Source organism: Streptomyces sp. NPDC039465 (genome assembly GCF_055639315.1).
In genome coordinates this window covers 63768-88562 of the sequence record NZ_JBVKAP010000013.1, presented here as the reverse complement: position 1 = coordinate 88562, position 24795 = coordinate 63768, and the positions used below count along the sequence as shown (strand labels likewise).

27 protein-coding genes are annotated in these 24795 nt (G+C 70.0%); 2 read left to right on the top strand and 25 right to left on the bottom strand.

Annotation, left to right across the window (positions count from 1 at the left end):
* Positions 1-15: 15 nt before the first annotated feature.
* The 7 genes from ACZ7LT_RS31490 to rpsB all read right to left on the bottom strand — a co-directional run bounded on the left by ACZ7LT_RS31490 (position 16) and on the right by rpsB (position 7190).
* Positions 16-1107, bottom strand: coding sequence for a thiamine ABC transporter substrate-binding protein (locus ACZ7LT_RS31490; RefSeq protein ID WP_471239515.1), 1092 nt, complete (start codon positions 1105-1107; stop codon positions 16-18).
* 221 nt (positions 1108-1328) lie between these two features.
* A complete protein-coding gene (gene rlmN / locus ACZ7LT_RS31485) occupies positions 1329-2441 on the bottom strand; it encodes a dual-specificity RNA methyltransferase RlmN (RefSeq protein WP_471239514.1) in 1113 nt (370 codons plus the stop codon).
* Positions 2442-2621: 180 nt separating this feature from the next.
* Positions 2622-3728, bottom strand: a complete 1107-nt coding sequence (locus tag ACZ7LT_RS31480; protein WP_471239513.1) for a phosphatidate cytidylyltransferase — start codon at positions 3726-3728, stop codon at positions 2622-2624.
* Positions 3728-4285 (bottom strand): ribosome recycling factor, encoded by a 558-nt coding sequence (frr, locus tag ACZ7LT_RS31475; protein WP_471239512.1) that lies wholly within the window; start codon positions 4283-4285, stop codon positions 3728-3730. Before frr ends, ACZ7LT_RS31480 begins: the two co-directional genes overlap by 1 nt.
* A 143-nt stretch (positions 4286-4428) precedes the next feature.
* Complete coding sequence (pyrH, locus tag ACZ7LT_RS31470) at positions 4429-5193, bottom strand: UMP kinase (RefSeq protein WP_471239511.1); 765 nt, start codon at positions 5191-5193, stop codon at positions 4429-4431.
* Between the two features lie 161 nt (positions 5194-5354).
* On the bottom strand, positions 5355-6191 hold the full coding sequence (gene tsf, locus ACZ7LT_RS31465; RefSeq protein ID WP_471239510.1) for a translation elongation factor Ts: 837 nt from the start codon (positions 6189-6191) through the stop codon (positions 5355-5357).
* Positions 6192-6293: 102 nt separating this feature from the next.
* Entirely contained in the window at positions 6294-7190 is an 897-nt protein-coding gene (rpsB, locus tag ACZ7LT_RS31460) for a 30S ribosomal protein S2 (RefSeq protein ID WP_471239509.1), read from the bottom strand.
* A 303-nt stretch (positions 7191-7493) separates the two neighbouring features.
* Here rpsB and ACZ7LT_RS31455 point away from each other — a divergent pair, with 303 nt between their 5' ends.
* Positions 7494-8048: a peptidoglycan DD-metalloendopeptidase family protein gene (locus ACZ7LT_RS31455; protein WP_471239508.1), complete on the top strand. Its 555-nt coding sequence runs from the start codon at positions 7494-7496 to the stop codon at positions 8046-8048.
* 85 nt (positions 8049-8133) lie between these two features.
* On the opposite strand, the gene ACZ7LT_RS31450 is transcribed toward ACZ7LT_RS31455, so the two are convergent.
* From ACZ7LT_RS31450 to ACZ7LT_RS31370, 17 genes are all read right to left on the bottom strand, one after another.
* Positions 8134-8694, bottom strand: coding sequence for a TetR/AcrR family transcriptional regulator (locus tag ACZ7LT_RS31450; RefSeq protein ID WP_471239603.1), 561 nt, complete (start codon positions 8692-8694; stop codon positions 8134-8136).
* 53 nt (positions 8695-8747) lie between these two features.
* A complete protein-coding gene (whiG, locus tag ACZ7LT_RS31445) occupies positions 8748-9584 on the bottom strand; it encodes an RNA polymerase sigma factor WhiG (RefSeq protein WP_028798038.1) in 837 nt (278 codons plus the stop codon).
* Positions 9585-9832: 248 nt separating this feature from the next.
* Positions 9833-11044 (bottom strand): DNA-processing protein DprA, encoded by a 1212-nt coding sequence (dprA, locus tag ACZ7LT_RS31440; protein ID WP_471239507.1) that lies wholly within the window; start codon positions 11042-11044, stop codon positions 9833-9835.
* Entirely contained in the window at positions 11041-12654 is a 1614-nt protein-coding gene (locus tag ACZ7LT_RS31435; protein WP_471239506.1) for a YifB family Mg chelatase-like AAA ATPase, read from the bottom strand. The genes dprA and ACZ7LT_RS31435 overlap by 4 nt, the downstream gene beginning before the upstream one ends.
* Positions 12654-13016, bottom strand: a complete 363-nt coding sequence (locus ACZ7LT_RS31430) for a YraN family protein (RefSeq protein WP_471239505.1) — start codon at positions 13014-13016, stop codon at positions 12654-12656. Before ACZ7LT_RS31430 ends, ACZ7LT_RS31435 begins: the two co-directional genes overlap by 1 nt.
* Positions 13017-13207: 191 nt before the next feature.
* The gene (locus ACZ7LT_RS31425; RefSeq protein WP_005311352.1) at positions 13208-13516 is read right to left on the bottom strand and encodes a DUF2469 domain-containing protein; all 309 of its coding nucleotides are present in this window, start codon (positions 13514-13516) and stop codon (positions 13208-13210) included.
* 55 nt (positions 13517-13571) lie between these two features.
* Positions 13572-14177, bottom strand: a complete 606-nt coding sequence (locus ACZ7LT_RS31420; RefSeq protein ID WP_471239504.1) for an NUDIX hydrolase — start codon at positions 14175-14177, stop codon at positions 13572-13574.
* Positions 14174-14920: a signal peptidase I gene (gene lepB / locus ACZ7LT_RS31415; RefSeq protein ID WP_471239503.1), complete on the bottom strand. Its 747-nt coding sequence runs from the start codon at positions 14918-14920 to the stop codon at positions 14174-14176. The genes ACZ7LT_RS31420 and lepB (ACZ7LT_RS31415) overlap by 4 nt, the downstream gene beginning before the upstream one ends.
* A 100-nt stretch (positions 14921-15020) precedes the next feature.
* Entirely contained in the window at positions 15021-15950 is a 930-nt protein-coding gene (gene lepB, locus ACZ7LT_RS31410; protein ID WP_471239602.1) for a signal peptidase I, read from the bottom strand.
* Complete coding sequence (gene lepB, locus ACZ7LT_RS31405; RefSeq protein WP_471239502.1) at positions 15865-16935, bottom strand: signal peptidase I; 1071 nt, start codon at positions 16933-16935, stop codon at positions 15865-15867. The genes lepB (ACZ7LT_RS31410) and lepB (ACZ7LT_RS31405) overlap by 86 nt, the downstream gene beginning before the upstream one ends.
* Complete coding sequence (lepB, locus tag ACZ7LT_RS31400; RefSeq protein ID WP_471239501.1) at positions 16928-17677, bottom strand: signal peptidase I; 750 nt, start codon at positions 17675-17677, stop codon at positions 16928-16930. The genes lepB (ACZ7LT_RS31405) and lepB (ACZ7LT_RS31400) overlap by 8 nt, the downstream gene beginning before the upstream one ends.
* Positions 17678-17737: 60 nt before the next feature.
* Positions 17738-18088 (bottom strand): 50S ribosomal protein L19, encoded by a 351-nt coding sequence (gene rplS / locus ACZ7LT_RS31395; RefSeq protein WP_471239500.1) that lies wholly within the window; start codon positions 18086-18088, stop codon positions 17738-17740.
* Positions 18089-18221: 133 nt separating this feature from the next.
* A complete protein-coding gene (gene trmD, locus ACZ7LT_RS31390; protein ID WP_471239499.1) occupies positions 18222-19043 on the bottom strand; it encodes a tRNA (guanosine(37)-N1)-methyltransferase TrmD in 822 nt (273 codons plus the stop codon).
* Positions 19040-19651: a ribosome maturation factor RimM gene (gene rimM / locus ACZ7LT_RS31385; RefSeq protein WP_471239498.1), complete on the bottom strand. Its 612-nt coding sequence runs from the start codon at positions 19649-19651 to the stop codon at positions 19040-19042. The genes trmD and rimM overlap by 4 nt, the downstream gene beginning before the upstream one ends.
* A 95-nt stretch (positions 19652-19746) precedes the next feature.
* Positions 19747-19986: an RNA-binding protein gene (locus ACZ7LT_RS31380; protein ID WP_005311361.1), complete on the bottom strand. Its 240-nt coding sequence runs from the start codon at positions 19984-19986 to the stop codon at positions 19747-19749.
* Positions 19987-19988: 2 nt separating this feature from the next.
* On the bottom strand, positions 19989-20429 hold the full coding sequence (rpsP, locus tag ACZ7LT_RS31375; protein ID WP_019889780.1) for a 30S ribosomal protein S16: 441 nt from the start codon (positions 20427-20429) through the stop codon (positions 19989-19991).
* A gap of 155 nt (positions 20430-20584) precedes the next feature.
* Positions 20585-21178, bottom strand: a complete 594-nt coding sequence (locus ACZ7LT_RS31370) for a hypothetical protein (protein WP_471239497.1) — start codon at positions 21176-21178, stop codon at positions 20585-20587.
* 480 nt (positions 21179-21658) lie between these two features.
* Between ACZ7LT_RS31370 and ACZ7LT_RS31365 the strand changes: the two genes are divergently transcribed.
* On the top strand, positions 21659-22504 hold the full coding sequence (locus ACZ7LT_RS31365; protein WP_471239496.1) for a methyltransferase domain-containing protein: 846 nt from the start codon (positions 21659-21661) through the stop codon (positions 22502-22504).
* Between the two features lie 301 nt (positions 22505-22805).
* Here the strand turns inward: ACZ7LT_RS31365 and ftsH are convergent, their stop codons facing one another.
* Positions 22806-24728 (bottom strand): ATP-dependent zinc metalloprotease FtsH, encoded by a 1923-nt coding sequence (ftsH, locus tag ACZ7LT_RS31360; protein ID WP_471239495.1) that lies wholly within the window; start codon positions 24726-24728, stop codon positions 22806-22808.
* Positions 24729-24795: the final 67 nt, after the last annotated feature.

Here is a 24795-nt window from a genome sequence, read left to right as displayed (position 1 = left end):
CACGGACCGGCGTGCCTACTTCAGGACGAGCGAGGACCACGACTTGATCCACTGGTCGCGCTTGTCGGCGATCTTCTCGGGAGCCATGGTGTGCGGCTTGTCGACGACCACGCCGTGCTTGGTGAACAGCTCGGGAAGCTTGGCGTCATTGACGGCCGGGTTCACGAACATGTTCAGCGGCATGTCCTCCTGGAACTTCTTGGAGATCAGGAAGTCGATGAGGGCCTTGCCGCCGGCCTCGTTCTTCGCGCCGGCCAGCAGGCCGGCAAACTCGGTCTGGCGGAAGCAGGTGCCGGTGGCCACGCCGGTAGGCGCGGTGGCCGGCTGCGGCTCGGAGAAAAGGACCTCGACCGGCGGGCTGGAGGCGTACGACACGACCAGCGGCCGGTCTCCCTTGGCCTTCTTGCCGCCCGCGGAGCCGGAGAACTCCTGGTTGTAGGCGATCTCCCAGCTGTCGACGGTCTTGACGCCGTTGTCCTTCAGCTTCTTCCAGTACGCCTGCCAGCCGTCGTCGCCGTACTGGGCGGCGGTGCCGAGCAGGAAGCCGAGGCCGGGCGAGGACCGCTCGGGGTTCTCGACGACGAGCAGGTCCTTGTAGGCGGGCTTGGCCAGGTCGTCGAAGCTCTGCGGCGGCGCGAGCTTCTTGTCGGTGAAGTACTTCTTGTCGTAGTTGACGCAGATGTCGCCGGTGTCGATCGGGGTGACCCGGTGCTTGTCCTTGTCGAGCTGGAGCGCGGCCGGGATCCGGTCCAGGCCCTTCGCCTCGTACGGCACGAACAGGTCGTTGTCGAGGGCGCGGGAGAGGAGGGTGTTGTCGACGCCGTAGAAGACGTCGCCCTGCGGGGAGCCCTTGGTGAGGATCTCCTTGTTGACGGCCTCGCCGGCGTCGCCGCTCTTCAGCACCTTGACCGTGTAGCCGGTCTCCTTGGTGAACTGCGCCAGCACCTCCTTGGAGGCGTTGAACGAGTCATGGCTGACGAGGGTGACCGTCTTCGACCGCGTACCGCCGGAGGCGGAGTCCTTCTCGCCGGAGCCGCACGCGGCGAGCGTGCTGACGCCCAGCGCAGCGGCCAGCGCACTGACCGTGATCTTCTTGGTGGTGCTCACTGATTCCTCCTGGGTGTGACCAGGAAGAGACGCGGCCCTGCCCGCGACCGTGGCGGGCACGGCACGCGGGCAGGGCGCAACAGCTCGAGTAACGACCGAACTTCCTACCCAGAATGACCTGGGCGAGGTTCAGAGGGTCTGCGGTCTGACGGTCACCGCACTCTCAGCGCTGTGGCGCTCCCCTGTCGGAATATGCAGATGTTCGAGCCCAGCGTACAAGGTCAGCGTTCCAGGGCCGCCAGCTGTCCACAGGCACCGTCGATCTCCTGGCCGCGGGTGTCACGGACGGTCACCGGCACGCCGTGGGCGGCGATGGCCTCGACGAACGCCTTCTCGTCCTCGGGGCGGGAGGCGGTCCACTTGGAGCCGGGCGTCGGGTTGAGCGGGATCAGGTTGACGTGGACCCGCTTGCCCTTGAGCAGCCGGCCGAGCAGGTCACCGCGCCACGCCTGGTCGTTGATGTCGCGGATGAGGGCGTACTCGATGGAGATCCGGCGGCCGGACTTCTCGGCGTACTCCCAGGCCGCGTCGAGGACCTCGCGGACCTTCCAGCGGGTGTTCACGGGGACGAGGGTGTCGCGGAGCTCGTCGTCGGGGGCGTGCAGCGAGACGGCGAGCCGGCACTTGAAGCCCTCGTCGGCGAAGCGCAGCATCGCGGGCACCAGGCCGACGGTGGAGACGGTGATCCCGCGCTGGGACAGGCCGAGGCCGTCCGGCTCGGGGTCGGTGAGCCGGCGGATGGCGCCGACGACCCGCTTGTAGTTGGCCAGCGGCTCACCCATGCCCATGAAGACGATGTTGCTGAGCCGGGCGGGCCCTCCGGGCACCTCGCCGTCACGCAGCGCGCGCATGCCGTCGACGATCTGGTGGACGATCTCCGCCGTGGACAGATTGCGGTCGAGACCGGCCTGTCCGGTGGCGCAGAACGGGCAGTTCATACCGCAGCCGGCCTGCGAGGAGATGCACATCGTGACCCGGTCCGGGTAGCGCATCAGCACGGACTCGACGAGCGTGCCGTCGTGCAGCCGCCACAGCGTCTTACGGGTGGTGTCGTCGTCGCAGGAGATGTGCCGCACGACGGACATCAGGTCCGGCAGCAGCTCCCCGGCGAGCTTCTCGCGGGACGCCGCGGGGATGTCGGTCCAGGCGGCGGGGTCGTGCGCGTACCGCGCGAAGTAGTGCGTCGACAGCTGCTTGGCGCGGAACGGCTTCTCGCCGATCGCGGCGACGGCTTCCTTGCGCTCGGCGGGCGTGAGGTCGGCGAGATGCCGCGGCGGCTTCTTGGCACCGCGCGGGGCGACGAAAGTGAGTTCTCCGGGCAGCGGACGGGCCACGATGGGGCGTCTCCTCAGAACGACGAGGTCTGGACACCCCCGCGCGGGGCGGGGAGCGCGGCGCGACGGCACCGCGGCGCGGGAGACCTCATGGACCACCCCCGCGGCGGCGGGGACGACTCGGTACGACGAAAGGGCTCGCGGTCACGCCACGAGCCCTTCCAGGATACCCGCTGTCTGTCAAGCGGTGCCGACGAAGATCACCAGCAGCAGCCAGACCACCGGCGCCGTCGGCAGCAGCGAGTCGAGCCGGTCCATGATGCCGCCGTGCCCCGGCAGCAGCGTGCCCATGTCCTTGATGCCCAGGTCGCGCTTGATCATCGACTCGCCCAGGTCGCCGAGCGTGGCGCTCGCCGCGACCGCGAGGCCCAGGAGGAGCCCCTGCCACCACGTGCCGTCGTCGATCAGGAACTGCATGCACAGCGCGCCCGCCGCCATCGCGAAGGCCACCGCGCCGACCAGCCCCTCCCGGGTCTTCCCGGGGCTGATCCTGGGCGCCAGCTTGTGCTTGCCGAAGCGCCAGCCGATCGCGTACGCGCCGGTGTCGCTGACGACGGTCAGGAGCAGGAAGGTCAGCACCCGCTCGGGCCCGTCGTCGGCGGTGAGCATCAGCGCGACGAACGTCGCCAGGAAAGGCACGTAGAACGCCGCGAAGACACCGGCCGTGACGTCCTTGAGATAGCCCTCGGGCGGTTCGATCATCCGCCACACCAGCACCGCGAGGGCGGTGAGCGCCATGGCGACCCATGCGCCTTCCGCGCCGCGCACATAACCGGCCACCACCATCGCCGCGCCGCCGACCGCGAGCGGCACGAGGGGTGCCTTGATGCCCTTGCGTTCCTCCAGGCGGGAGGTGAGCTCCCAGAGCCCGACCACCACGGCGACCGCTATCACGCCGACGAACGCCGGCTTCCAGATGAACAGCGACGCGATGATGACGGCACCGAGCCCGACCCCGACCCCTATGGCCGCCCCGAGATCCCGGCCCGCGCTCTTCTTCTGCGGGGGCTGGGGCGGCTGGGGAGGCTCCGCAGGCTGCGGGTTCGCCTGCGGCGGGGTGTCCATGGGCTCCTGCGGCTTCTCGTCACGGAACAGGGGACCGCTCAGCCGAGCGGCCCCCCGGTCGTCATCCTGGTCTCCGGCGGCCGGAACGTCGGGCACGATGGGCATGGGCCGAGTCTGCTGTGCCTCATGCCCATCGTAGGCGGGACCCGCCGGGGCAGGCCCCTGGTCGGGCGGTCCCCAGTAGCCGGCTGTAGGCGGGGCCCCCCAGGAGGAGTCGTTCATCAGACCTCGAGCAGCTCGGCTTCCTTGTGCTTGAGCAGCTCGTCCACCTGCGCGACGTACTTCGCGGTGGTGTCGTCGAGCTCCTTCTCGGCGCGGCGGCCCTCGTCCTCGCCGACCTCGCCGTCCTTGACGAACTTGTCGATGGTCTCCTTGGCCTTGCGGCGCACGGACCGGATCGAGATCTTCGAGTCCTCGGCCTTGCCCTTGGCGACCTTGATGTACTCGCGGCGGCGCTCCTCGGTCAGCTCCGGGAACACCACACGGATGATGTTGCCGTCGTTGCTCGGGTTCACCCCGAGGTCGGAGTCACGGATCGCCTGTTCGATGTTGCGCAGAGCGCTCTTGTCGAACGGGGTCACCACGGCCATCCGCGGCTCGGGAACCGAGAAGGACGCCAGCTGGTTGATCGGCGTGATCGCACCGTAGTAGTCGGCGACGATCTTGTTGAACATCGCCGGGTGCGCACGCCCGGTGCGGATCGCGGCGAAGTCATCCTTGGCGACCAGGACGGCCTTCTCCATCTTCTCCTCGGCCTCGAGGAGGGTCTCTTCGATCACCACTTGCTCCTGCGTGTCTTGAGTAGGCGCGTCTTCTCCTGCACGGTGTCCGACCGGCAGGGCGTTTGTCCATCCCCTCGCGGGGCCCCGGGAATGCCGGGGAACCATCCCCGGCGGACCGGGGATGCAGGGGCCCGGAAAACTCAGGCCCGGGTGCCCTGGTCGCTCACGAGTGTGCCGATCTTCTCACCCTTCACCGCGCGGGCGATATTGCCCTCCGCGAGCAGCTCGAAGACGAGGATCGGGAGGTTGTTGTCCCGGCAGAGGGTGATGGCCGTGGCGTCGGCGACCTTGAGGTTGCGGGAGAGCACCTCGCCGTACTCCAGCGCGTCGAACTTCACCGCGTCCGGGTTGGTCTTCGGGTCGGAGTCGTAGACCCCGTCCACGCCGTTCTTGCCCATGAGCAGGGCCTCGGCGTCGATCTCCAGGGCGCGCTGGGCCGCGGTGGTGTCGGTGGAGAAGTACGGCATGCCCATACCGGCACCGAAGATGACCACACGGCCCTTCTCCAGGTGGCGCACGGCACGCAGCGGGATGTACGGCTCCGCGACCTGCCCCATGGTGATGGCGGTCTGGACCCGGGAGTCGATGCCCTCCTTCTCCAGGAAGTCCTGGAGGGCGAGGCAGTTCATGACGGTGCCGAGCATGCCCATGTAGTCGGAGCGTGCCCGGTCCATGCCGCGCACCTGGAGCTCGGCGCCGCGGAAGAAGTTTCCGCCGCCGATCACGATCGCGATCTCCGCGCCGTCGCGGACGACCGCGGCGATCTCGCGCGCGATGGCGTGTACGACGTCGGGGTCGACACCGAGACCGGTGCCGCCGGAGAAGGCTTCACCCGACAGCTTCAGCATGAAGCGGCCGGCCTTGTTGCCGTGGTTGTCGTCGCCCTGTGCGGCGCCCTGATTCATGGAGATCTCCTCGTGCACATACGAAGAAGGCCATTGCCGGTGGGTGCTGGTGTCCCGTAGCGGCAATGGCCTCCTCGTCAGATCTGCGGCTGTCCGGCGCGATTGCGCGGGGCTTCCGCTGGGGAAACCCTAGCGGGCTCCCGTGTCGATCGCGTACCGGCTCAGATGCCGACCTTGATGCGCGTGAAGCGCTTCAGGGTGACACCGGCCTCGTCCAGCACCTGCTGGACGGACTTCTTGTTGTCGAGCGCATACGGCTGACCAAGGAGGGTGGCCTCCTTGAAGAAGCCGTTGACACGACCCTCGACGATCTTCGGGAGGGCGGCCTCGGGCTTGCCCTCGGCGCGCGTGGTCTCCTCGGCGACGCGGCGCTCGGCCTCGACGACCTCGGCCGGGACGTCCTCACGGGAGAGGTACTTCGGCGCGAAGGCGGCGATGTGCTGCGCGACACCCTTGGCGAGGTCGGCGTCGGCCTTGTCCAGCTCGACCAGGACACCGATCTGCGGCGGCAGGTCGGGCATGGTGCGGTGCATGTAGGCGAAGACGAAACCGTCGGCGAACTGCGCGAAGCGGTCCAGGACGATCTTCTCACCGAGGTTGGCGTTGGCCTCGTCCACGAACGCCTGGACGGTCTTGCCGGCCTCGATCTCGGAGGCGAGCAGCGCGTCGATGTCCGCCGGGGAGGTGGCGGCGACGTGCTTGGCGATGTCCGCGGCGACGGACTGGAACTTGTCACCCTTGGCGACGAAGTCCGTCTCGCACTTCAGCTCGACCAGGACACCGGAGGTGTTGTCGTCGGCGATGAGGGAGACGACGGCACCGTTCTCGGCGGAACGGCCCTCGCGCTTGGCGACGCCCTTCTGGCCCTTGATGCGAAGCGCCTCGACGGCCTTGTCGACGCTGCCGTCGGCCTCGTCCAGCGCCTTCTTGCAGTCCATCATGCCGGCGCCGGTGAGCTCACGGAGCTTCTTGACGTCAGCGGCGGTGTAGTTCGCCATGAGTCTGTATTTCTCTCTCGAAGTCTGAAAGATCTACGAAGATCTACGGGTCAACGGCGGGGGCCTCGTGAGCCCCCGCCGTCGACAACCGAAGTGTGAAGGTCAGGCCTGCTCGGCGTCCGCGGCCGGAGCCTCGGCAGCCTCAGCGGCCGGAGCCTCGGTGGCCGGAGCCTCGGCAGCCTCGGCGGCCGGAGCAGCCTCAGCGGTCTCGTCGGCCTTCTTCTCGCCCTCGAGCAGGTCGCGCTCCCACTCGGCGAGCGGCTCGCCGGCAGCCTTCTCGCCCGGCTTCGAGTCACCGGTGGCGACGCCGGAACGGGCGATGAGGCCCTCGGCGACGGCGTCGGCGATCACGCGGGTGAGCAGGGTGACGGAGCGGATCGCGTCGTCGTTGCCCGGGATCTTGTAGTCGACCTCGTCGGGGTCGCAGTTGGTGTCGAGGATCGCGACGACCGGGATGTGGAGCTTGCGCGCCTCACCGACGGCGATGTGCTCCTTCTTGGTGTCGACGATCCAGACGGCGCTCGGCACCTTCTGCATCTCGCGGATACCACCGAGGGTCTTCTCCAGCTTGGCCTTCTCGCGCGAGAGGACCAGGAGCTCCTTCTTGGTGAGGCCGGAGGCGGCCACGTCCTCGAAGTCGATCGCCTCAAGCTCCTTCAGACGCTGAAGGCGCTTGTAGACGGTGGAGAAGTTGGTGAGCATGCCGCCCAGCCAACGCTGGTTGACGTACGGCATACCAACGCGCGTCGCCTGCTCGGCGATGGCCTCCTGGGCCTGCTTCTTGGTGCCGACGAACATGATGGAGCCGCCGTGCGCGACGGTCTCCTTGACGAACTCGTAGGCGCGGTCGATGTACGACAGCGACTGGAGCAGGTCGATGATGTAGATGCCGTTGCGCTCGGTGAAGATGAAGCGCTTCATCTTCGGGTTCCAGCGACGGGTCTGGTGACCGAAGTGGACGCCGCTCTCCAGCAGCTCCCGCATCGTGACGACGGCCATGGCCGTATCTCCTTGGATTTCTCGGTTATGTCCTGACGCCCCGACGCGCCGTGCCACGAGGGACCGAAAGGCGCTGCCACGACTTTTGAGGGCAGTGGCGGGGCGTGCGAAGTCGACCCGGTGACCCGGATCGCCAACAGAAGTGTACGGGACCCACGCGGTGCCGGGTGACGACGCTGTCCACAACCGGTCAGTCGTCCATCCACTTGTCCACAGATCCCGACCAAGATCAGCAAGATTCCCCAGGATCTGCGGGACGCTGTCGCCATGAACCACTACACAGCGTTAGCACTGCTGCTGGCAGTGCTCCCCGGGGCCGCCTGGCCAGACCAGGGCCCGAGCGGGCTGAGCGGGTCGAGCGGGCTTCCCGGTGCGGTCGGCTCAGGGATCGGCTCAGCGGGCCCGGTCGGCCGGGCCTGGCCCCTCGGCCCACCCCGCCCCACCATCGTCCGCGGCTGGCAGCCACCCACCACCCCCTACGGCCCCGGCCACCGCGGCATCGACCTCGCCGCCCCACCAGGCACCCCCGTACGTGCCGCCGCCCCCGGCCACATCTCCTACGCGGGACCCGTCGCCGGGCGCGGCGTTCTCACCATCACCCTCACCGGCACCGGCGAACCACCCTTACGTACCACCTACGAACCCGTGACCCCACTCGCCACCACAGGCAACACCGTCACCGCAGGCCAAATCGTCGCCACCACCACAACAACCACAACCAGCCCCCACTGCCAGGACAGCTGCCTGCACTGGGGCCTACGCAGAGCCGACACCTACCTCAATCCACTCGCCCTCCTGCCACCCCAGCTGCTGCGACGCCCACCGTCCAGACTGCTCCCGGTGACAGGCCTGCCCTGACGGGGCCGGGGGCGGGACGGGGCAGGGCCGCAGGGGGCGACGGGGGGAGGGGCGGGGGGAGGGGGGTGGGCCCCCTGGGGGGAGATCAGGGGGTGCGGACGCCGTGGAGGGCCATGGAGACCGCCGTGCGGGCGATCACCGTCGGGTCTTCGGCCGCTCCGAGTTCGATGCGCCGGACCGCGGCGTCGACGACGCCTTGGAGCAGCATGGCGGCCAGGCGGGGTTCGGGCTGGCCGAGTTCCGCGAGGGCTTCGACGATCATGGCGACCAGGCCGCCGTGGGCGGCGCGGATCTTCTCCCGGGCGCCGTCGTCGAGTTCGCTGGCGGAGATGGCGACGACGGCGCGGTGCCGGCGGTCTCCCACGAGCTCCAGCTGCTGGCGTACGTACGCCTCGACCTTGCCCTCGGGGGTGTCCGCGCGCTCCATGGCGCTCTCGACCTCGGCGGCCCAGAGGGGGAAGTCGACGGCGCAGAGCTCCTCGACGACGGCGGCGCGGGAGCGGAAGTACTCATAGACGGAGGACCTGGCGAGTCCGGTGCGCTCGGCGAGGGCGGGGAAGGTCAGGGCTTCCGTTCCGCCTTCGGACAGCAGGGAACGCGCGGCGTCCAGGAGGGCGCCGCGCTGCATGGTCCGGTGCTCGGCCACGGAGGCCGCTCGAATCCTGGGCACGGCTCCACTCTACGACCGTCGCTTCGGCGTCAGCGTCCTACATCGGCCAGCTTGGCCCGGAGCTGGAGGACGGATTTGGTGTGGATCTGGCTGACGCGGCTTTCGGTGACGCCGAGGACGTGGCCGATCTCGGCGAGGGTGAGGCCTTCGTAGTAGTAGAGGGTGACGACGGTCTTCTCGCGCTCGGGGAGGGTGTTGATGGCGCGGGCGAGCAGCCGTCGCAGCTCTCTGTCCTCGGCGACTTCGACGGGGTTGTCGGCGGCGGTGTCCTCGAGGGTGTCCATGAGGCTGAGCCGGTCGCCGCTCTCGCCGCCGACGTGCAGCAGCTCTTCGAGGGCCACGACGTTGGCGAGGGACAACTGGCTGAAAACAGCGTGTAGTTCCTCGAGGGCGATGCCCATCTCGGCGGCGACTTCGCTCTCGGAGGGGGTGCGGCGCAGCTGTGCTTCGAGGGTGGCGTAAGCGCGTTCCACGGCACGGGCCTTCTGGCGTACGGAGCGGGGAATCCAGTCCAGGGCGCGGAGTTCGTCGATCATCGCGCCGCGGATGCGGGTGATGGCGTACGTCTCGAATTTGATGGAGCGTTCGACGTCGAACTTCTCGATGGCGTCGATGAGTCCGAAGACTCCGGAGGAGACGAAGTCGGCTTGTTCGACGTTGGAGGGCAGCCCCACGCTGACGCGGCCGGCGACGTATTTGACCAGGGGTGAGTAGTGCAGGATCAGCTGCTCCCGGAGCCGCTCGTCGCCCGTGGCCTTGTAGGACCGCCACAGCTCGTCGAGTGACGAGGGCGCGGGTGGCCGCACGGTGCCCCGGGCTGCGGGGGGCACCGCAGTGCGGTCAGACCCGGAGGTGTGCTGGGGCATGTGTTGCCTTGAGCCGTTCTGCCGTGGGGTGCGGGATGGCGGGTGCGTGTACCTGGGTGGGGATTTCGGTGAGCGTAGCGTGACTGGGCTGTCGCGGTGAGCGAAGAGACGCGGATCGCCCCTGGGCGGGAGGCTGCCGTCGGGCACACCTTCGAACGGGAGCCGACGCCGCGTGCGTCGGCTCCCGGTGGGGTGCTGTGGGTGGTGCGTGGGTCATCGGCATCACTTTTTCACCCGAATGCCTCAGGTCAAGTACCGCCTCGCCACTGGTTCGTCGTGCCGCGTGGGGGGTGGGTGAGGGTCCAGTCGTCGCCGTGTCGTTCGACGAAGCCGAGGGCGTGGAGTTCGTACAGCTTGGCGAGCGTGTCGTCGGGGTGTGTGGAGGCACGGAGGGCGATGTCGGGGGCGCGGAGTGCGCCGTGGCCGGGGAGGGCTTCGAGTACGCGGGCGGCTGTGGGGTCGAGGAGGTCTCTGGGGAGGATGGGGCCGCGCCGGGCGGGGGCGAGGTCGCCGATGTCTCCGACGAGTTCGATGACGTCGGCGGCGTCGGTGACCAGGGTGGCTTCGCCGCGCAGGAGTTCGTGGACGCCTGCGGAGAGGCCGCTGGTGACGGGTCCGGGGATGCCCATGGTGTGGCGGCCGAGGCGCTGGGCGTTGCGGACGGTGACGAGTGATCCGCTGCGGTACTGGGCTTCGACGACGACGGTGCCGCGGGTGAGTGCGGCGATGACTCGGTTCCGGAGGATGAATCTGGCGGGTGTGGGGTGACTTCCGGGTGGGAGTTCTCCGACGACGAGGCCTTGTTCGGTGATGCGTGCGATCAACTCGGCGTGACCTCGGGGGTAGACGGTGTCGACTCCGCAGGCCAGTACGGCGATGGTGGCGCCGCCGGCGGCGAGGGCGCCGCGGTGGGCGGCGCCGTCGATGCCGAAGGCCGCACCGGAGGTGACGACCCAGCCGCGTTCGGCGAGGCCGGAGGCGAGGTGGGTGGCGGTGTGGGTGCCGTAGGGGGTGCAGGCCCGGGCGCCGACGACGGCGACGGAGCGCAGGGACCAGGTGCGCAGGTCGCCGAGGCCGCGGGCCCAGAGCCCGATGGGGCGGGCGTCGCCGAGGTCGTCGAGTTGGGTGGGCCATTCGAGGTCGCCGGGGATGAGGAAGCGGATGCCGTGGGTGTGGGCGGTGGCGAGGTCGTCCTCGGGGTGGGCGGCGGCGGCGCGGGTGCGCCAGCCGTGGATGCGGCGTTCTCCGGTGGGGCCGAGGATGCCTTGTTGGTGGGTGGGTGTGGTGAGGCGGGCGAGGAGGCCGGTGGCTCCGTAGCGGCGCAGGCAGCGTCCGCCGTGTTCGTCGCCGGGTTCGATGGTGCGGGTGAGCGCGGCGCGGGCGAGGCGTTCGGCGGAGTGGGACAGGTCGGTGTGGGACGGGTCGGGGGTGCCGGGGCCTTCGGTGAGGGGTGGGGTCATGGGCGGGCTCCGGCTGCGGTGGGGATTCCTCGGGCGATGCCGGTACGTAGTTCGAGGGCGAGGGCCACGTCCTCGGTGAGCGGACGGTCGTGTCCGGCGAGGTCGGCGATGGTCCAGGCGACGCGGAGGACGCGGTCGAGGCCGCGGGCGGTGAGCAGTCCGCGTTCGATGTCGCGTTCGGCGGCGGCGAGGGCGCCGGGGGCGACGAGGTAGCGAGTGCGGAGTTCGTGGCCGGGGACTTCGCTGTTGACGGTCCAGGGGGTGTCGTGGAGGCGGGTGGCGGCGCGGTCTCTGGCTTCGTGGACGCGGGCCGCGACGGTGGCGGTGGGTTCGCCGCGGCCGCCTTGGGTGAGGAGGTCGGAGCGGGTGACGGGTTCGACTTCGACGCGGAGGTCGACGCGGTCGAGGAGGGGGCCGGAGAGGCGGGCCTGGTAGCGGCGAATGAGGGAGGCGGGGCATTCGCAGCCGGCGCCGTGGAGGGTGTGCCGGCCGCAGGGGCAGGGGTTGGCGGCGAGGGTCATGAGGAAGCGGGCGGGGAGGCGTACGACGCCTGCGCTGCGGGCGATGACGACGTGCCCGGATTCGAGGGGCTGACGGAGGGCGTCGAGGACTTTTCCGGAGAATTCGGGTGCTTCGTCGAGGAAGAGGACTCCTTTGTGGGCGAGGGAGACGGCGCCGGGGCGTGGCAGGCCGTTGCCACCGCCGACGAGGGATTGCATGGTCGCGGAGTGGTGGGGTGCGCAGTAGGGCGGGCGGTGTACGAGGGGTTCGCCGGGCGGGAGGATGCCGGCGACGGAGTGGATGGCGGTGACTTCGAGGGATTCCTTCCTGGCGAGGGGTGGCAGGACGCCGGGGAGTCGTTCGGCGAGCATGGTTTTGCCTGCGCCGGGTGGTCCGGTGAGCAGGAGGTGGTGGCTGCCGGCGGCGGCGACTTCGAGGGCGGTGCGGGCGCTGTGTTGTCCTGCGACGTCGGCGAGGTCGGGTCCGTCGGTGGGGTCGTGTGCGAGGCCGGTGCCGACGGCGGCGCCGGGGACGACGAGTCCGGCGAGCATGGCGTCGGGGCGGCCTTGTTCGGTGGGTTCTTCCTCGGGGACGGGTTCGTCGGTGAGGACGGCGATGAGCTGGCGCAGGCTGCGGACGCCGAGGACGGAGACGCCGGGGACGAGGGATGCTTCGCCGGCGGTCTGTTCGGGGACGACGACGTGGCGGTAGCCGGCTTCGGCGGCTGCGAGGACGGCAGGCAGGACGCCGCGGACGGGTCGGGCGCGGCCGTCGAGGCCGAGTTCGCCGATGAGGACGAGGTCGGCGATGACGCGGGGGTCGATGCGTTCGGCCGCGCCGAGTACGGCGGCCGCGACTGCGATGTCGAAGCCGCTGCCGCTTTTGGGGACGGATGCGGGGCTGAGTCCGACGGTGAGTTTTTTCTGTGGCCAGTCGGCGCCTGAGTTGACGATGGCGGCGCGGACGCGGTCGCGGCTTTCGCTGAGGCTTTTGTCGGGGAGTCCGACGAGGGTGAAGGCGGCGACGCCGGGTTCGAGGTCGGCCTGGACTTCGACGACGACGCCTTCGACGCCGACGAGTGCGACGGAGCAGGTGCGGGCGAATCCCATCAGGCCACCCCCTGGGCGTGGTCGACGACAGGTGCGCCGCGTCGGGGCAGGATGATGCCGATGAGGTCGATGCGCAGGCCGCCGGGGGGTGGTCCGCCGTGGCGGTGGAGCCAGCAGGCGGCGAGTCGTCTGAGCCGGTCGGCCTTGCTGGGGGTGATGGCGGCCATGGGGTGCTCGTAGGCGCCCCCTCTGCGGGTTTTGACTTCGCAGACGACCAGGGTGTCGCCATCCTGGGCGACGATGTCGATCTCTCCGGTGCGGCCGCATCGCCAGTTGCGTGCGATGACGGTCATGCCGTGTGCGGTGAGCCGGCGTGCGGCCAGCTCTTCTCCGTAGCGTCCGAGTGCCCCCGTGGCGTTCATCGGTAACCACCTCCGCGGACGACTGTGGCGGGGCGCCGCGGAGCGTGTGGATCTTGGTGGATAACCGACCGGTTGTGGAAAACCGGATCACTCGTTCGGGGACTGGACAGCGGGCGGCATGAGCAACCGCCGGTCCGGCATCCGCTGCCGGTGCCGGTGCCGGGATCAGGTTGCGGGGTCAGGTGACGGGATCAGCTGCCGGGGAGTTCGAGGTCGCTCTTATTGAGCTCCTCGATATTCACGTCCTTGAACGTGAGGACGCGTACCTGCTTGACGAAGCGAGCGGGCCGGTACATGTCCCAGACCCAGGCGTCGGCCATCGAGACCTCGAAGAACACTTCGCCCTGGACCGAGTGCACCTGCATCTCGTAGTCGTTGGTGAGGTAGAAGCGACGCTCGGTCTCGATCACATATTTGAACAGCCCGACGACGTCGCGGTACTCCCGGTAGAGCTTCAGCTCCATCTCGGTCTCGTACTTCTCGAGGTCCTCGGCGCTCATGGCATGTTCCCCTTCAGCCGTGCGTCCCCCTATTGTGCGACAGCCTCCTGCGCCCCTAGACGTTTTCCGGGGCCAGGACCACCGGTGCGCTCGGGGGTCCCTCGTCGAGCAGTGTGCGAAAGAGCTCGGCGAGTCTGGTCGGGTACACCGTCTCACGGGCCGCCGACAGTTCGGCGGAGGTCCACCACCTGAGACCAGTGACACTGCGGGTCTCCAGTTCGGTGAGGGTGCCGAGCGCGGCGGTGTTCTGGGTGGTACGTGCCAGGAAGTACCACTCGTCCTGGTCCCAGCGGCGGCCGTCGAACGGGAACGAGCAGTGCCGCTGCCAGAGCACCGGGCCGAGTTCCACGTCGGTGATGCCGGTCTCCTCGGCCAGTTCCCGCAGGGCGGCCTCTTCCCGGGTCTCGTCGCCCTCCAGGCCGCCGCCGGGGGTGAACCACCAGGTCTGGCCCGGGTCGTCCGGTTCGTAGCCGTGCATGAGCAGGATGCGGTCGTCGGGGTCGAGCAGGATCACCCGCGCGACGCGGCGCGCTTCGGGGCCACCGGCCACGCCTGCCTCCTCGGGCCCGGCCCCGGCGCCGCCCTCGCGCCCGGCAGCCCTTTGGGGTCCTGAAGAAACGCCCCTTCCGGGATCTGAGGGGCCGCCGTGCAGCTCGGTCATCCCGTCACCGCCTTTCCTCGCTCCGCCGCCGGTCGCCGGGACAGGAGCCGCGCCAGGGGCCCGTATGCGCATCCGGCGAGGATGAGTGCCGCTCCGGCCACCACGGAGCCCAGGATCAGCTTCACCGGGCCCGGCCGCGACACTCCCCCGGGCAGGGCGGCGAAGGCGGCGGGCCGCTCGATCACGCTGCCGAGCGGCCAGGCGATGGCATCGACGCGGGCGCTGACGGCGCTGCGCGGTACGGATCCTTGGCCTGCCTCGCGGAGGTGGACGCGGGAGTCGAGCGAGGTGAGGCGCTCGTCGCCGAGGAGGAAGAGGTTGCCCTGGGGCACGGTGGCGGTGAAGTTCTGCGGGGAGGCCGGGCCGCCCTTGTCCCGCAGATACGGTTCTTCGACGGCCTTGCCGTTGACCGTCAGACGCCCGTCCGCGTCGCAGCAGGCGACCTTGTCGCCGCCCACCCCGACGACGCGTTTGATCATGGGCAGGTCGCTCCAGACCGCGTCCTTGAAGATCACGATGTCGCCGCGGCGGACGTCGGCCCCGTCGATGCGCTGGGCCAGCACCCGGTTGCCCACGTCGACGGTGGGGGTCATCGAGTCGCTGGGGACGGTGTAGGGCTTGTACTGGACCACGCCCCAGGCGAAGCCGCCGAGGAAGAGCACACAGCCGACGGCCACGGCCAGCCCCGACAGTGCGCTGCCGAGGCGGCCGCGGCCGCCTTCCGTCCGTACAGTCCCGCTCATCCCAGCGCTCCCCGCCTCGGAGGTTCGATCTGGGACGGCACCCTACCCGCGCTCCCCTACTCGGCGGTATGGCCGCCCGCGCCATGGACGGGCCCCACGCTCAGCTCTGCTGAAGGGTGTCCTGGTGGCGCCGCTTCCTGCGCAGGAGCAGCAGCGGTACGGCGCCCACGGCACCGATGCCGGCGAGTCCCGCGGCACCGGGGGCGACGGCCGCGGCCGCTCTCAGGCCCTGCTGGTCGAAGGTGGCCGGCACGGGCAGGGTCGCCCAGCGGGTCAGCGGCCAGGCCACGACAACGGCGCGGCCGACGACCTGGTCGTTGGCGACGGTGCCGTTGCCCGGGAGCTCCTGGTGGTAGCGGGAGTCCAGGGAGTTCTGGCGGTTGTCACCCATGACCCAGATCCGGCCCTCGGGCACCTTGATCGGCCCGAAGGGCTGGTCGTCGCAGGGGGTGGAGCCGGGGTAAATGTAGGCGGTCTCGTCCAGCTCCTTGCCGTTGACCGTGACCTTCCCGCCCTTGCGGCACTGGACCGTGTCGCCGCCGACTGCGATGACCCGCTTGATCAGGTCCTTCTCCTCGGCGGAGGGCATGAGGCCGATGAAGCTCAGGAATTCCTGGACCACGTTGGGCTCGGGGGTGGGCTCGCCCTCCAGCCAGCCGCCCGGGTCGTGGAAGACGACGACCTCGCCGCGGTCGGGCTCGGAGCCGAACCACGGGGTCAGCTTGTCGACCAGGACGCGGTCTCCGCGCTGCAGGGTGTTCATCATCGAGTCCGAGGGGATCGAGAACGCCTGCACGAGGAAGGTCTTGATCAGCAGCGCCAGGACGAGGGCGATACCGATCAGCAGCGGCAGTTCCTTCCAGAACGAACGTTGTTTCTTGACGTACGGGCCGCTGTCGTCGCCGCCCGTGTCACCGGACTCGGCGTCGGGACGGCTGCCGGAGTCATCCGTCATGGCTGCGGGTGAGCCTGCGAGCGGCTCGGGCCCCTCCTCGGGCCCTTCGTGTCCGGATCGTGCGCCGACCGCCACATCCCCCACATCCACTCCTCACTCCGTGCAATTGCCTGCCCCAAGCCAGAGACAGCCCTATCACTCCCATAACGAGCGGGAGTTCCGCAGGGGTCGGGAGCCGGATCAATCCGTTGAGATTCCGAGGAGACACACTATGCGACGGGCCGGGTGCGGCCGTAGACGCCGTCCGCGCGTCGGGGGGATCGGGGACGGAGGCGTACGTCTCCTTCTCCTCCAGGGTGCGCCAGTGGCTGAAGGGCCAGGCGATGACCACGGCCCGGCCGACGACCTGGTCCTCGGCGACGGTTCCCTGGAACGCCTCGTCGAGGTGGAAGCGGGAGTCGGCCGAGTTGGCCCGGTGATCGCCCATCACGAAGAGGCGGCCTGCGGGCACCTTGACCGAGAATTTGATCTTCGACGGTTCATTGCCCGGGTGCAGGTACGGCTCGTCGATCGGTATGCCGTTGATGGTGATGCGTCCGTCGGCGTCGCAGCACTTCACGGTGTCGCCGCCGACCGCGACGACCCGCTTGATCAGGTCCTTCTCGTCGGCGGACGGAAGCAGTCCGATGAAGGTCAGGCCCTGCTTGATCTGCTTGAGGACGACGGGGTCCTCCTCCTGGGGGACCGCCTCCTCCTGGAGCCAGCGGCCGGGGTCCTTGAAGACGACCACGTCGCCGCGCTGGGGCTTGGTGCCGAACCACGGAGTCAGCTTGTCCACCAGGACCCGGTCGCTGATCTGGATGGTCTGCTCCATCGACCCGGACGGGATCACGAACGCCTGGACCAGGAACGTCTTCAGGACCAGGGCTATGAGCAGCGCGACCGTGATCAGGAGGGGTATCTCCTTGATCGCGGAGCGTTGGCGGCGGCGTTTGACCTTGCGGGCGAGCTTGCGGCGCTCGGCGCGGCCGGGCAGGGGCCGGGCGCCGTCCGTGGGGCGCGAGCCCGTGGGCAGCCGGGTGTCGGCGCGATGGTGGGCGCGCCGGCCCCGGTTACCCATGGCCTCCGCCCGGCTTCGGGGCGGGTACGCGGTCGAAGGCGCCAGTGCCGCCGATGGAGGTCCAGCGTCCGAGCGGCCAGCCGATCCAGTCGGCGCGGCCGATGACCTGGTCGACGGGGACCATGCCGCCGCCGGGCGAGCCGAGGTGGTCGCGGGAGTCGCTGGATCTGCTGCGGTGGTCGCCCATGACCCAGAGGGTGCCTTGGGGGACGACGATGTCGAAGGGGACCTTCGAGGGAGCGTCGCCCAGGAAGAGGTACGTCTCCTGCACCGGTGTGCCGTTCACCCGGACCCTGCCCCCTTTGTCGCAGCAGACGACGCGGTCTCCGCCCACGCCCACGACCCGCTTCACGAAGTCGGTCTCGGCCGGCTCGGCGAGGCCGAGGGCCGCGGCGGCCCCGTGCAGGAGCCCCGTGACGGGGTTGTCCTGCGGCGCCTCCTGGACGAAGGAGCCGGTGCCGTCGAAGACGACGACGTCACCGCGGCGGGGCTCAGCGCCGAAACGGTACGCCAGTTTGTTCACCAGGACCCGGTCGCCCACTTCGAGGGTGGGTTCCATGGAGCTGCTGGGAATCAGGAACGGCTGCACCACGAAGTGGCTGAGGAGCAGCAGGAAGAGGGTGCAGACGAGGCCGAGGAGCCCCGCGCCCCGCCAGGAGAGCCCTGGAATGCGCGCGGAGCGCGACCGCTCCTCCGTCGTGGAGGAGCGGTCGCGCTCCGTGTGCTGTGCTTCGGTGTCCATCGGGGGCAGAGCCTATCCGGCCACCCTGTGGGCCCGAGTGCGCGTCGGTGAGCCGGGGGCTCAGTTGTCGCGCTTCTCCTTGATCTTGGCAGCCTTGCCGCGCAGCTCACGCAGGTAGTAGAGCTTGGCGCGACGGACGTCACCGCGGCTGACGAGCTCGATCTTCTCGAAGATCGGGCTGTGCACCGGGAAGGTGCGCTCGACGCCGACGGAGAAGGAGACCTTGCGGACCGTGAAGGTCTCGCTGATGCCCGAGCCCTGGCGGCGGATGACGACGCCCTTGAACTGCTGGATACGGGAGCGGTTGCCCTCGATGACGCGGACGTGGACGTTGACGGTGTCACCCGGGCGGAAGGCCGGGACGTCCGAGCGCAGGGAGGCGGCGTTCACGCCGTCGAGCAGGTGAGACATGTTCTTCGTCTGCTTTCTTCGCACGACGCCACAGGTCGCCGAGCGGGAGTTCGGTGAGAATTCGGGAGCTGCGCCGCCACGTCTGCGACGGTCCCCCTGTGGCAGGGGCGCAGTCCGGGCGTACAGCAGCGGCCTATTCTTCCACGGCCTGCGGCCTGCGCCAAAATCGGCCGCCGGGTTCGGGGGCCCAGCCGAGCATCGAGAGGATTTCCCGGTCCTTCTTGTCGAAGGCGGCGGGGTCGCAGCGCTCGATCAGGTCGGGGCGGTGCAGGGCGGTGCGCCGGAAGGCCTCGTCGCGCCGCCAGCGGGCGATCTTCCCGTGGTGCCCGCTGAGGAGGACGTCGGGGATGGTGCGGCCGCGCCACTCGGGTGGCTTGGTGTAGACGGGGCCTTCGAGCAGGTTGGCCATGGCGCCGGGGGCGAAGGAGTCGTCGCGGTGGGATTCGGCGTTGCCGAGGACGCCGGGGAGCAGCCGGGCGACGGCCTCGGTGATGACGAGGACGGCGGCCTCTCCGCCGGCGAGGACGTAGTCGCCGATGGAGACCTCGTAGACCGGTATGCGGGTGGCGTACTCGTCCATGACCCGGCGGTCGATGCCTTCGTAGCGGGCCGGGGTGAAGATCAGCCAGGGCCGCTGGGAGAGTTCGACGGCGAGTTCCTGGGTGAAGGGGCGGCCGCTGGGGGTGGGCACGACCATGACGGGGCCCTGGGCGCCGGTCTCGTAGCCGTCGGCCATGATCTGGTCGAGGGCGTCGCCCCAGGGTTCGGTCTTCATGACCATGCCGGGGCCGCCGCCGTAGGGGGTGTCGTCGACGGTGTTGTGGCGGTCGTAGGTCCACTGCCGCAGGTCGTGCAGGTGGACGTCGAGCTGGCCACGCGCGCGTGCCTTGCCGACGAGCGAGACGTTCAGCGGCTCCAGGTACTCGGGGAAGATCGAGACGACGTCGAGTCTCATCCGTGCGCGCCCTTGGGATCCTGGCCGTTGTCGTGCCGGGCGTCGTCGCGCCGGTCGCCGTCGTGCCGGGCGTCGTCGCGTGAGGAGACGATCTCGGCGTGGTCGTCGATCAGCCCGGGCGGCGGGTTGATGACGGCCTTCTGCTCGGCGAGGTCGATGTCGGTGACGATCTCCTCGACGAAGGGGATCATGAGCTCGGTGCCGTCGGCGCGTTCGACGATGAAGAGGTCCTGGGACGGCAGGTGGGAGATCTCGGTGATCCGGCCCACCTCGGTGCCGTCGGCGAGGACGACGTCGAGGTCGATGAGCTGGTGGTCGTAGAACTCGTCCTCGTCCTCGGGGCGCTCGTCGGGGTCGACGTCGGCGATGAGGAGGGTGTTGCGCAGGGCTTCGGCGGCGGTGCGGTCCCGTACGCCTTCGAAGCGGAGCAGCAGCCGGCCGCTGTGGACCCGGCCGGTCTCGATGGTCAGCGGCCCGACGGAGGCCGGGTCGGTGACCAGTACGGCGCCGGGGCCGAGCCGCAGTTCAGGCTCGTCGGTGCGTACCTCGACGGTGACCTCGCCCTTGATGCCGTGGGCGCGGCCGATCCGCGCGACTACCAGCTGCACTACTCACTCTCCTGTCATACGGCGACGGGCCGGGGCGGACCGCGAGGCCCTCCCCGGCCCGTGCCGGCGCTTCTCAGGTTAAACAGCCAACTTGATCAGCGAACCTGGTCCACGTCGACGAGGTCGACGCGGATTCCACGGCCGCCGATGGCGCCCACGACGGTGCGCAGCGCACGTGCGGTGCGGCCGTTGCGGCCGATCACCTTGCCGAGGTCGTCGGGGTGGACCCGGACCTCGAGCACGCGGCCGCGGCGCAGGTTGCGCGAGGCGACCTGCACATCGTCAGGGTTGTCGACGATGCCCTTCACGAGGTGCTCGAGAGCCTCCTCGAGCATGCTCAGGCCTCGGTCGACTCGGTGGACGCAGCCTCAGCCTCGTCCGCCTTCTTGTCGGCCTTCTTCGCCTTGGGGGTGATGGCCTCACCCTTGGCGTCGTCGCCCTCGAGGGACTTCGCGAACGCGTCGAAGGAGGCGCGCTTGTCCTCCTTCGTCGCCGGCTGCAGCAGCGGCGCCGGGGCCGGCAGGCCCTTGTGCTTCTGCCAGTCGCCGGTGAGCTTCAGGATCGCGAGGACCGGCTCGGTCGGCTGGGCGCCGACGGACAGCCAGTACTGCGCGCGCTCCGAGTTGACCTCGATGCGGGACGGGTTCTGCACCGGGTGGTACAGGCCGATCTCCTCGATGGCCCGGCCGTCACGGCGGGTACGGGAGTCGGCGACGACGATGCGGTAGTGAGGCGAACGGATCTTGCCCAGACGCTTCAGCTTGATCTTGACTGCCACTGGAGTGGTGTCTCCTGGTCTTGACGTGGTTGGGCACAACGAGATGCCACGTGGGGTTGCGGTACTCGGGTGCCCGATGGACGCGTCAGCCGGAGGAGAGAGGGGTCCTGTTCGACTGTCGAGTACAGCTAGCCATTGTGCCACACGCGCCCGGCTCAGCTCGCGGCGCCCACCGCTTCGGGGATGCGGAAGGGCTTGCCGCAGCCGCCGCAGACGATCGGGGCCTGGGCCAGGACCGACGGGACCACGCGTACGTTGCGGCCGCAGTCGCAGACGGCCTTGACCCGCACGCCGCCGCCGGAGGAGCCGTGCCGGGCGGCCGGTCCGCGGAAGGAGCGCTTGGTGTCGGCGGCCGTGGCGGCGGTGTGCGCCTTGAGGGCGCGCTGGAGCCGCTCGATCGTCGGCCGGTAGCGGCGCTTTGCCTCGGGGTTGAGCGTGACCAGGGAGAAACCGCTGCTGGCGTGCGGCTCCTCGGGATGGTCCAGGCCCATCTCCTCGGCGATCGCCAGGAATCTGCGGTTGTGGTAGCGGCCGGCGCGGGAGGTGTCGCGGACCCCTCGGGCGGCGGCGATGCCGTGGACTGCCTCATGGAGCAGTCGTTCGAAGGAGAGCTCGGCGCCACAGGCGGACGACGACTCTCCGATCAGGGATTCGGGCGCGGCAAGGTCCGGCAGCTCGGGGTGGTGCCGCTGAATGTCGGCCCACGCCTGTGCCAGCTCTGCGGCGAGAACAGGTGGTGTCGTGCTCACGTCGCTTACAACGAGCCGGGACGCCGCCGGGTTCCATTCCGGGGCATCCCAAATATTTTGCACGTACCCGTCAGTTGCCATTGATGCGTCCTCACAAGGGCCAGTGCGCTGATCTGCGGAGAAGGCTCACAGCTCACACCAAGGTGGTACGTAGTGGCGCGTGCGCCCCCGCGTGCGGGTGAAATCCGTGCGCCCGGCGCGCCGTTGTGCGGCGTGGCGCGTGGCGTGCGGGGCTTTTGGGGGCCCGTGCGTCGACAGCGACAGTACCGGCGCGGTGGGGGGCGTACGGCACCGACCCGGGCGGGTTGGCCGGATGGTCACCTTCGGCCGACCGGGTGCAAGCGTGGCCGCGCGACCACTGGACGGCGGGACGGATGCGGAGTTCCCTGGCATAGCGGGGGATGCGAGCGCACGTAACGGGGGCTGTCAATCAGGGCACGGACGCACGGATGGACCTCTCGGCGGATTGGGGCGCTTTCTATGACACCTACGCTCGTTCGGCACCGACCCCAGCTGGACCTGGCCCCGGCGGCCGCGGATGCGACCGCGCGCGCCCGGGACTGGGCCGAGATCCAGGAACGGATGCTGGTACCGCTCTACGAGGCGGTGTACGGGCGCCTCGACGTCGGCGCCGGGACGCGGCTGCTGGGCCTCGGCTGCGGCTCGGGGCTCGCGCTGCTGCTGGCCGCGGGGCGCGGCGCGCAGGTCACGGGCGTGGACTCGGACCACGCGCGCGTGGAGCTGGCCCGGGAGCGGCTGCGGCCGGGGCAGGCCGCCCGGCTGGTGGACGGCGGCCCGGCGGACGCCGTGGACCCGGCCTCTCCCCCGTACACCTTGATCACCGCGTTTCACCCGATCGGGTGCATGGCGGGCGACGAGGAGGAGCTGGCTCCGGCGCTGGGGGCCGTCTCGGCGGCGGCCGAGCGGGGCGGTGCGGTGGTACTGACCGCGTGGGGCCCGCCGGAGCGGTGCGCCACCTCGGCGGTCATGCGGGTGGCGACGAAGCTGGCCGAACGTATGCGGGCCCGGCGCCGGGGTGCGGGCGGCTGGCGGCCCGCGCAGCGGGACGCGCTGGAGGAGATCGCGGCGGGTGCGGGGCTCAGGCCGGACGGCTCGGGCCGGGTGGCATGCCCGTTCGGGTACGCGGACATGGCGAGCGCGGTGCGGGGACTGCTGTCGACCGGGGCGTTCGACGCGGCGGTGGCGGCGACGGACCAGCGGCAGGTGGAGAAGGAGCTGACAGAGGCACTGCATCCGCACGTACGGCGGGACGGCACGGTGTGGATGCCGAACGTCTTCCGCTATCTGATCGCCCGAACGGCGTAAACCCGCCGGAGCGAGGCGGCGCGCGATGCGGTACGGACGGGGCGCGCGGTGCGGTACGGGCGGGGCCCGGGCGGTCCGGCGGTCGGGAGCCCTACGGCGGAAACCCGTCGGGAGGGGCTCGGCGCGGTGCGGGGTGGCCCGGGTGGACGGCCGTGCGAGCCGCCCACCGCGGAACCCCCCGCGGGGCCGGGGCTCGACGCGGTACGCGGGCCCGGGTGGACGGCCGTGCGAGCCGCCCAACGGCATACGAAGCCGGAAGGCGGCCGCGGACGCCCGACGGCCCCCAAGGCCGGGTCCCGTCTCAGTCGGTGTCCTTGGCGAGGCGGGTGATGCCGGCGGCGCGGTAGGCGGCGTCCTCCTCCAGGGTTTCGGCTTCCAGGAGGGCCGCGGCGAGGGTGTCCAGACGGTCGCGGTTGTCGCGTAGTTGGCGGCAGGCGCTCTCGTAGCACTCGTCAACGATGCGGCGCATCTCGCCCTCGACCGCGTCGAGGGTGGCGGGCGCCGCGGACAGGCCGTAGGCCTGATGGGCGGCGTCGGAGGGGATGGCGGTGAGGCGGCCGACGAGCTCGCTCATCCCCCAGCGGCCGACCATGCCGCGGGAGAGGCGGGTGACCTGCTCCAGGTCGCTCTCGGAGCCGGTGGTGACGACGCCGAAGACAACCTGCTCGGCGGCCATCCCACCGAGCGCGCCGATGATCCGGCCGCGCAGGTACTCCTCGGTGTAGGCGTATTTATCGGCGTCGGGTGTGGACAAGGTGACGCCGAGGGCGCGGCCGCGAGGCACGATGGTGACCTTGCGGACGGGGTCGGCGCCGGGCTGGAGCATGCCGAGCAGGGCGTGGCCGCTCTCGTGGTAGGCGGTGCGGCGGCGTTCCTCCAGGGGCATGACCAGGGGCCGTTCGGCGCCGAGCTGGACCTTCTCCAGGGCGTCGGAGAGGTCGGACTGGGTGACCGCGCGCTGCCCGCGTTTGACGGCGAGCAGGGCGGCCTCGTTGGCCAGATTGGCCAGTTCGGCTCCGGTCATGCCGGGGGTGGTGCGGGCGACCTGGATGAGGTCGACGTTGTCGGCGAGCGGGATCTCCCGCGTGTGGATCTTGAGGATGGCCTCGCGGCCGCCGCGGTCGGGCGGGGAGACGTGGACGATGCGGTCGAAGCGGCCGGGGCGGGTGAGGGCGGGGTCGAGGACGTCGGCGCGGTTGGTGGCGGCGAGGACGATGACGCCTTCGGAGCCGGTGAAGCCGTCCATCTCGGTGAGGATCTGGTTGAGGGTCTGTTCGCGCTCGTCGTGCCCGCCCATGCCGGCGCCGCCGCCGCGGACCCGGCCGATGGTGTCGATCTCGTCGATGAAGACGATGGCGGGGGCGACCTTGCGGGCCTCGGCGAAGAGTTCCCGTACCCGTGAGGCGCCCACGCCGACGATCATCTCGATGAACTCGGAGGCGGAGGCGGAGAAGAACGGCACGCCCGCCTCGCCGGCGACCGCGCGCGCGAGGAGCGTCTTTCCGGTCCCGGGCGGGCCGGCGAGCAGCACGCCGCGGGGCATCTTGGCGCCCATCTCGCGGTAGGCCTGGGGGTTCTTGAGGAAGTCGACGACGTCGTTGAGTTCGCCTTCGACCTCGTCGATGCCGGCGACGTCGTCGAAGGTGGTGCGTTTGACGTGTTCCAGTTCGACGGGTTTGGGGGGTGCCTTGCGGCCGAGCATGCCTCCGCCGCCCATTCCGGCGCTCATCCGCCGGGCGATGAACACCCACAGGAGGACGAGGAGCAGCATCGGGGCGAGGGAGAGGAGGAGATTGGCGAGGAAGCTGCGTTCCTGGACGACGGGTTCGGCGGTGACGGTGACCTTCTGCTCGGTGAGTTCGGCCCAGAGGTTGTCGTCGGCGAAGGCCGGGCGCTGGGTGGTGAACTTGGTGTAGTCACCCTCGCCGTCGGGAACGGGCTGTTTGTTCTTCAGCTGCCCCTGGATGGCGTCGCCCTTGGAGTAGATCTTGGTGACGTTGCCGGAGGTGACCTGTTTGCTGAATTCGGTGTACGAGACGGTCGGCTCGTCGCCGTCGTTGAAGAAGCCGAGGATCAGATTGGTGATCAGGTAGACCACCAGTGCGGTGAGGATGAGCCCGCTCCAGCCGCCGGGCATCTTCTTCTTCGGCGTCGGGGGTGGCGGCGCCCCTTCGGAGCGCCACGGCTGGTCGGTCCGGTCGCGCGGGGGTACGGGGTTGGCCACGCTGCTCTCCTCAAGCCGACGTCAGCCCCATTATTCGAGAACGGGATCAACCCGGCATCACGGACTT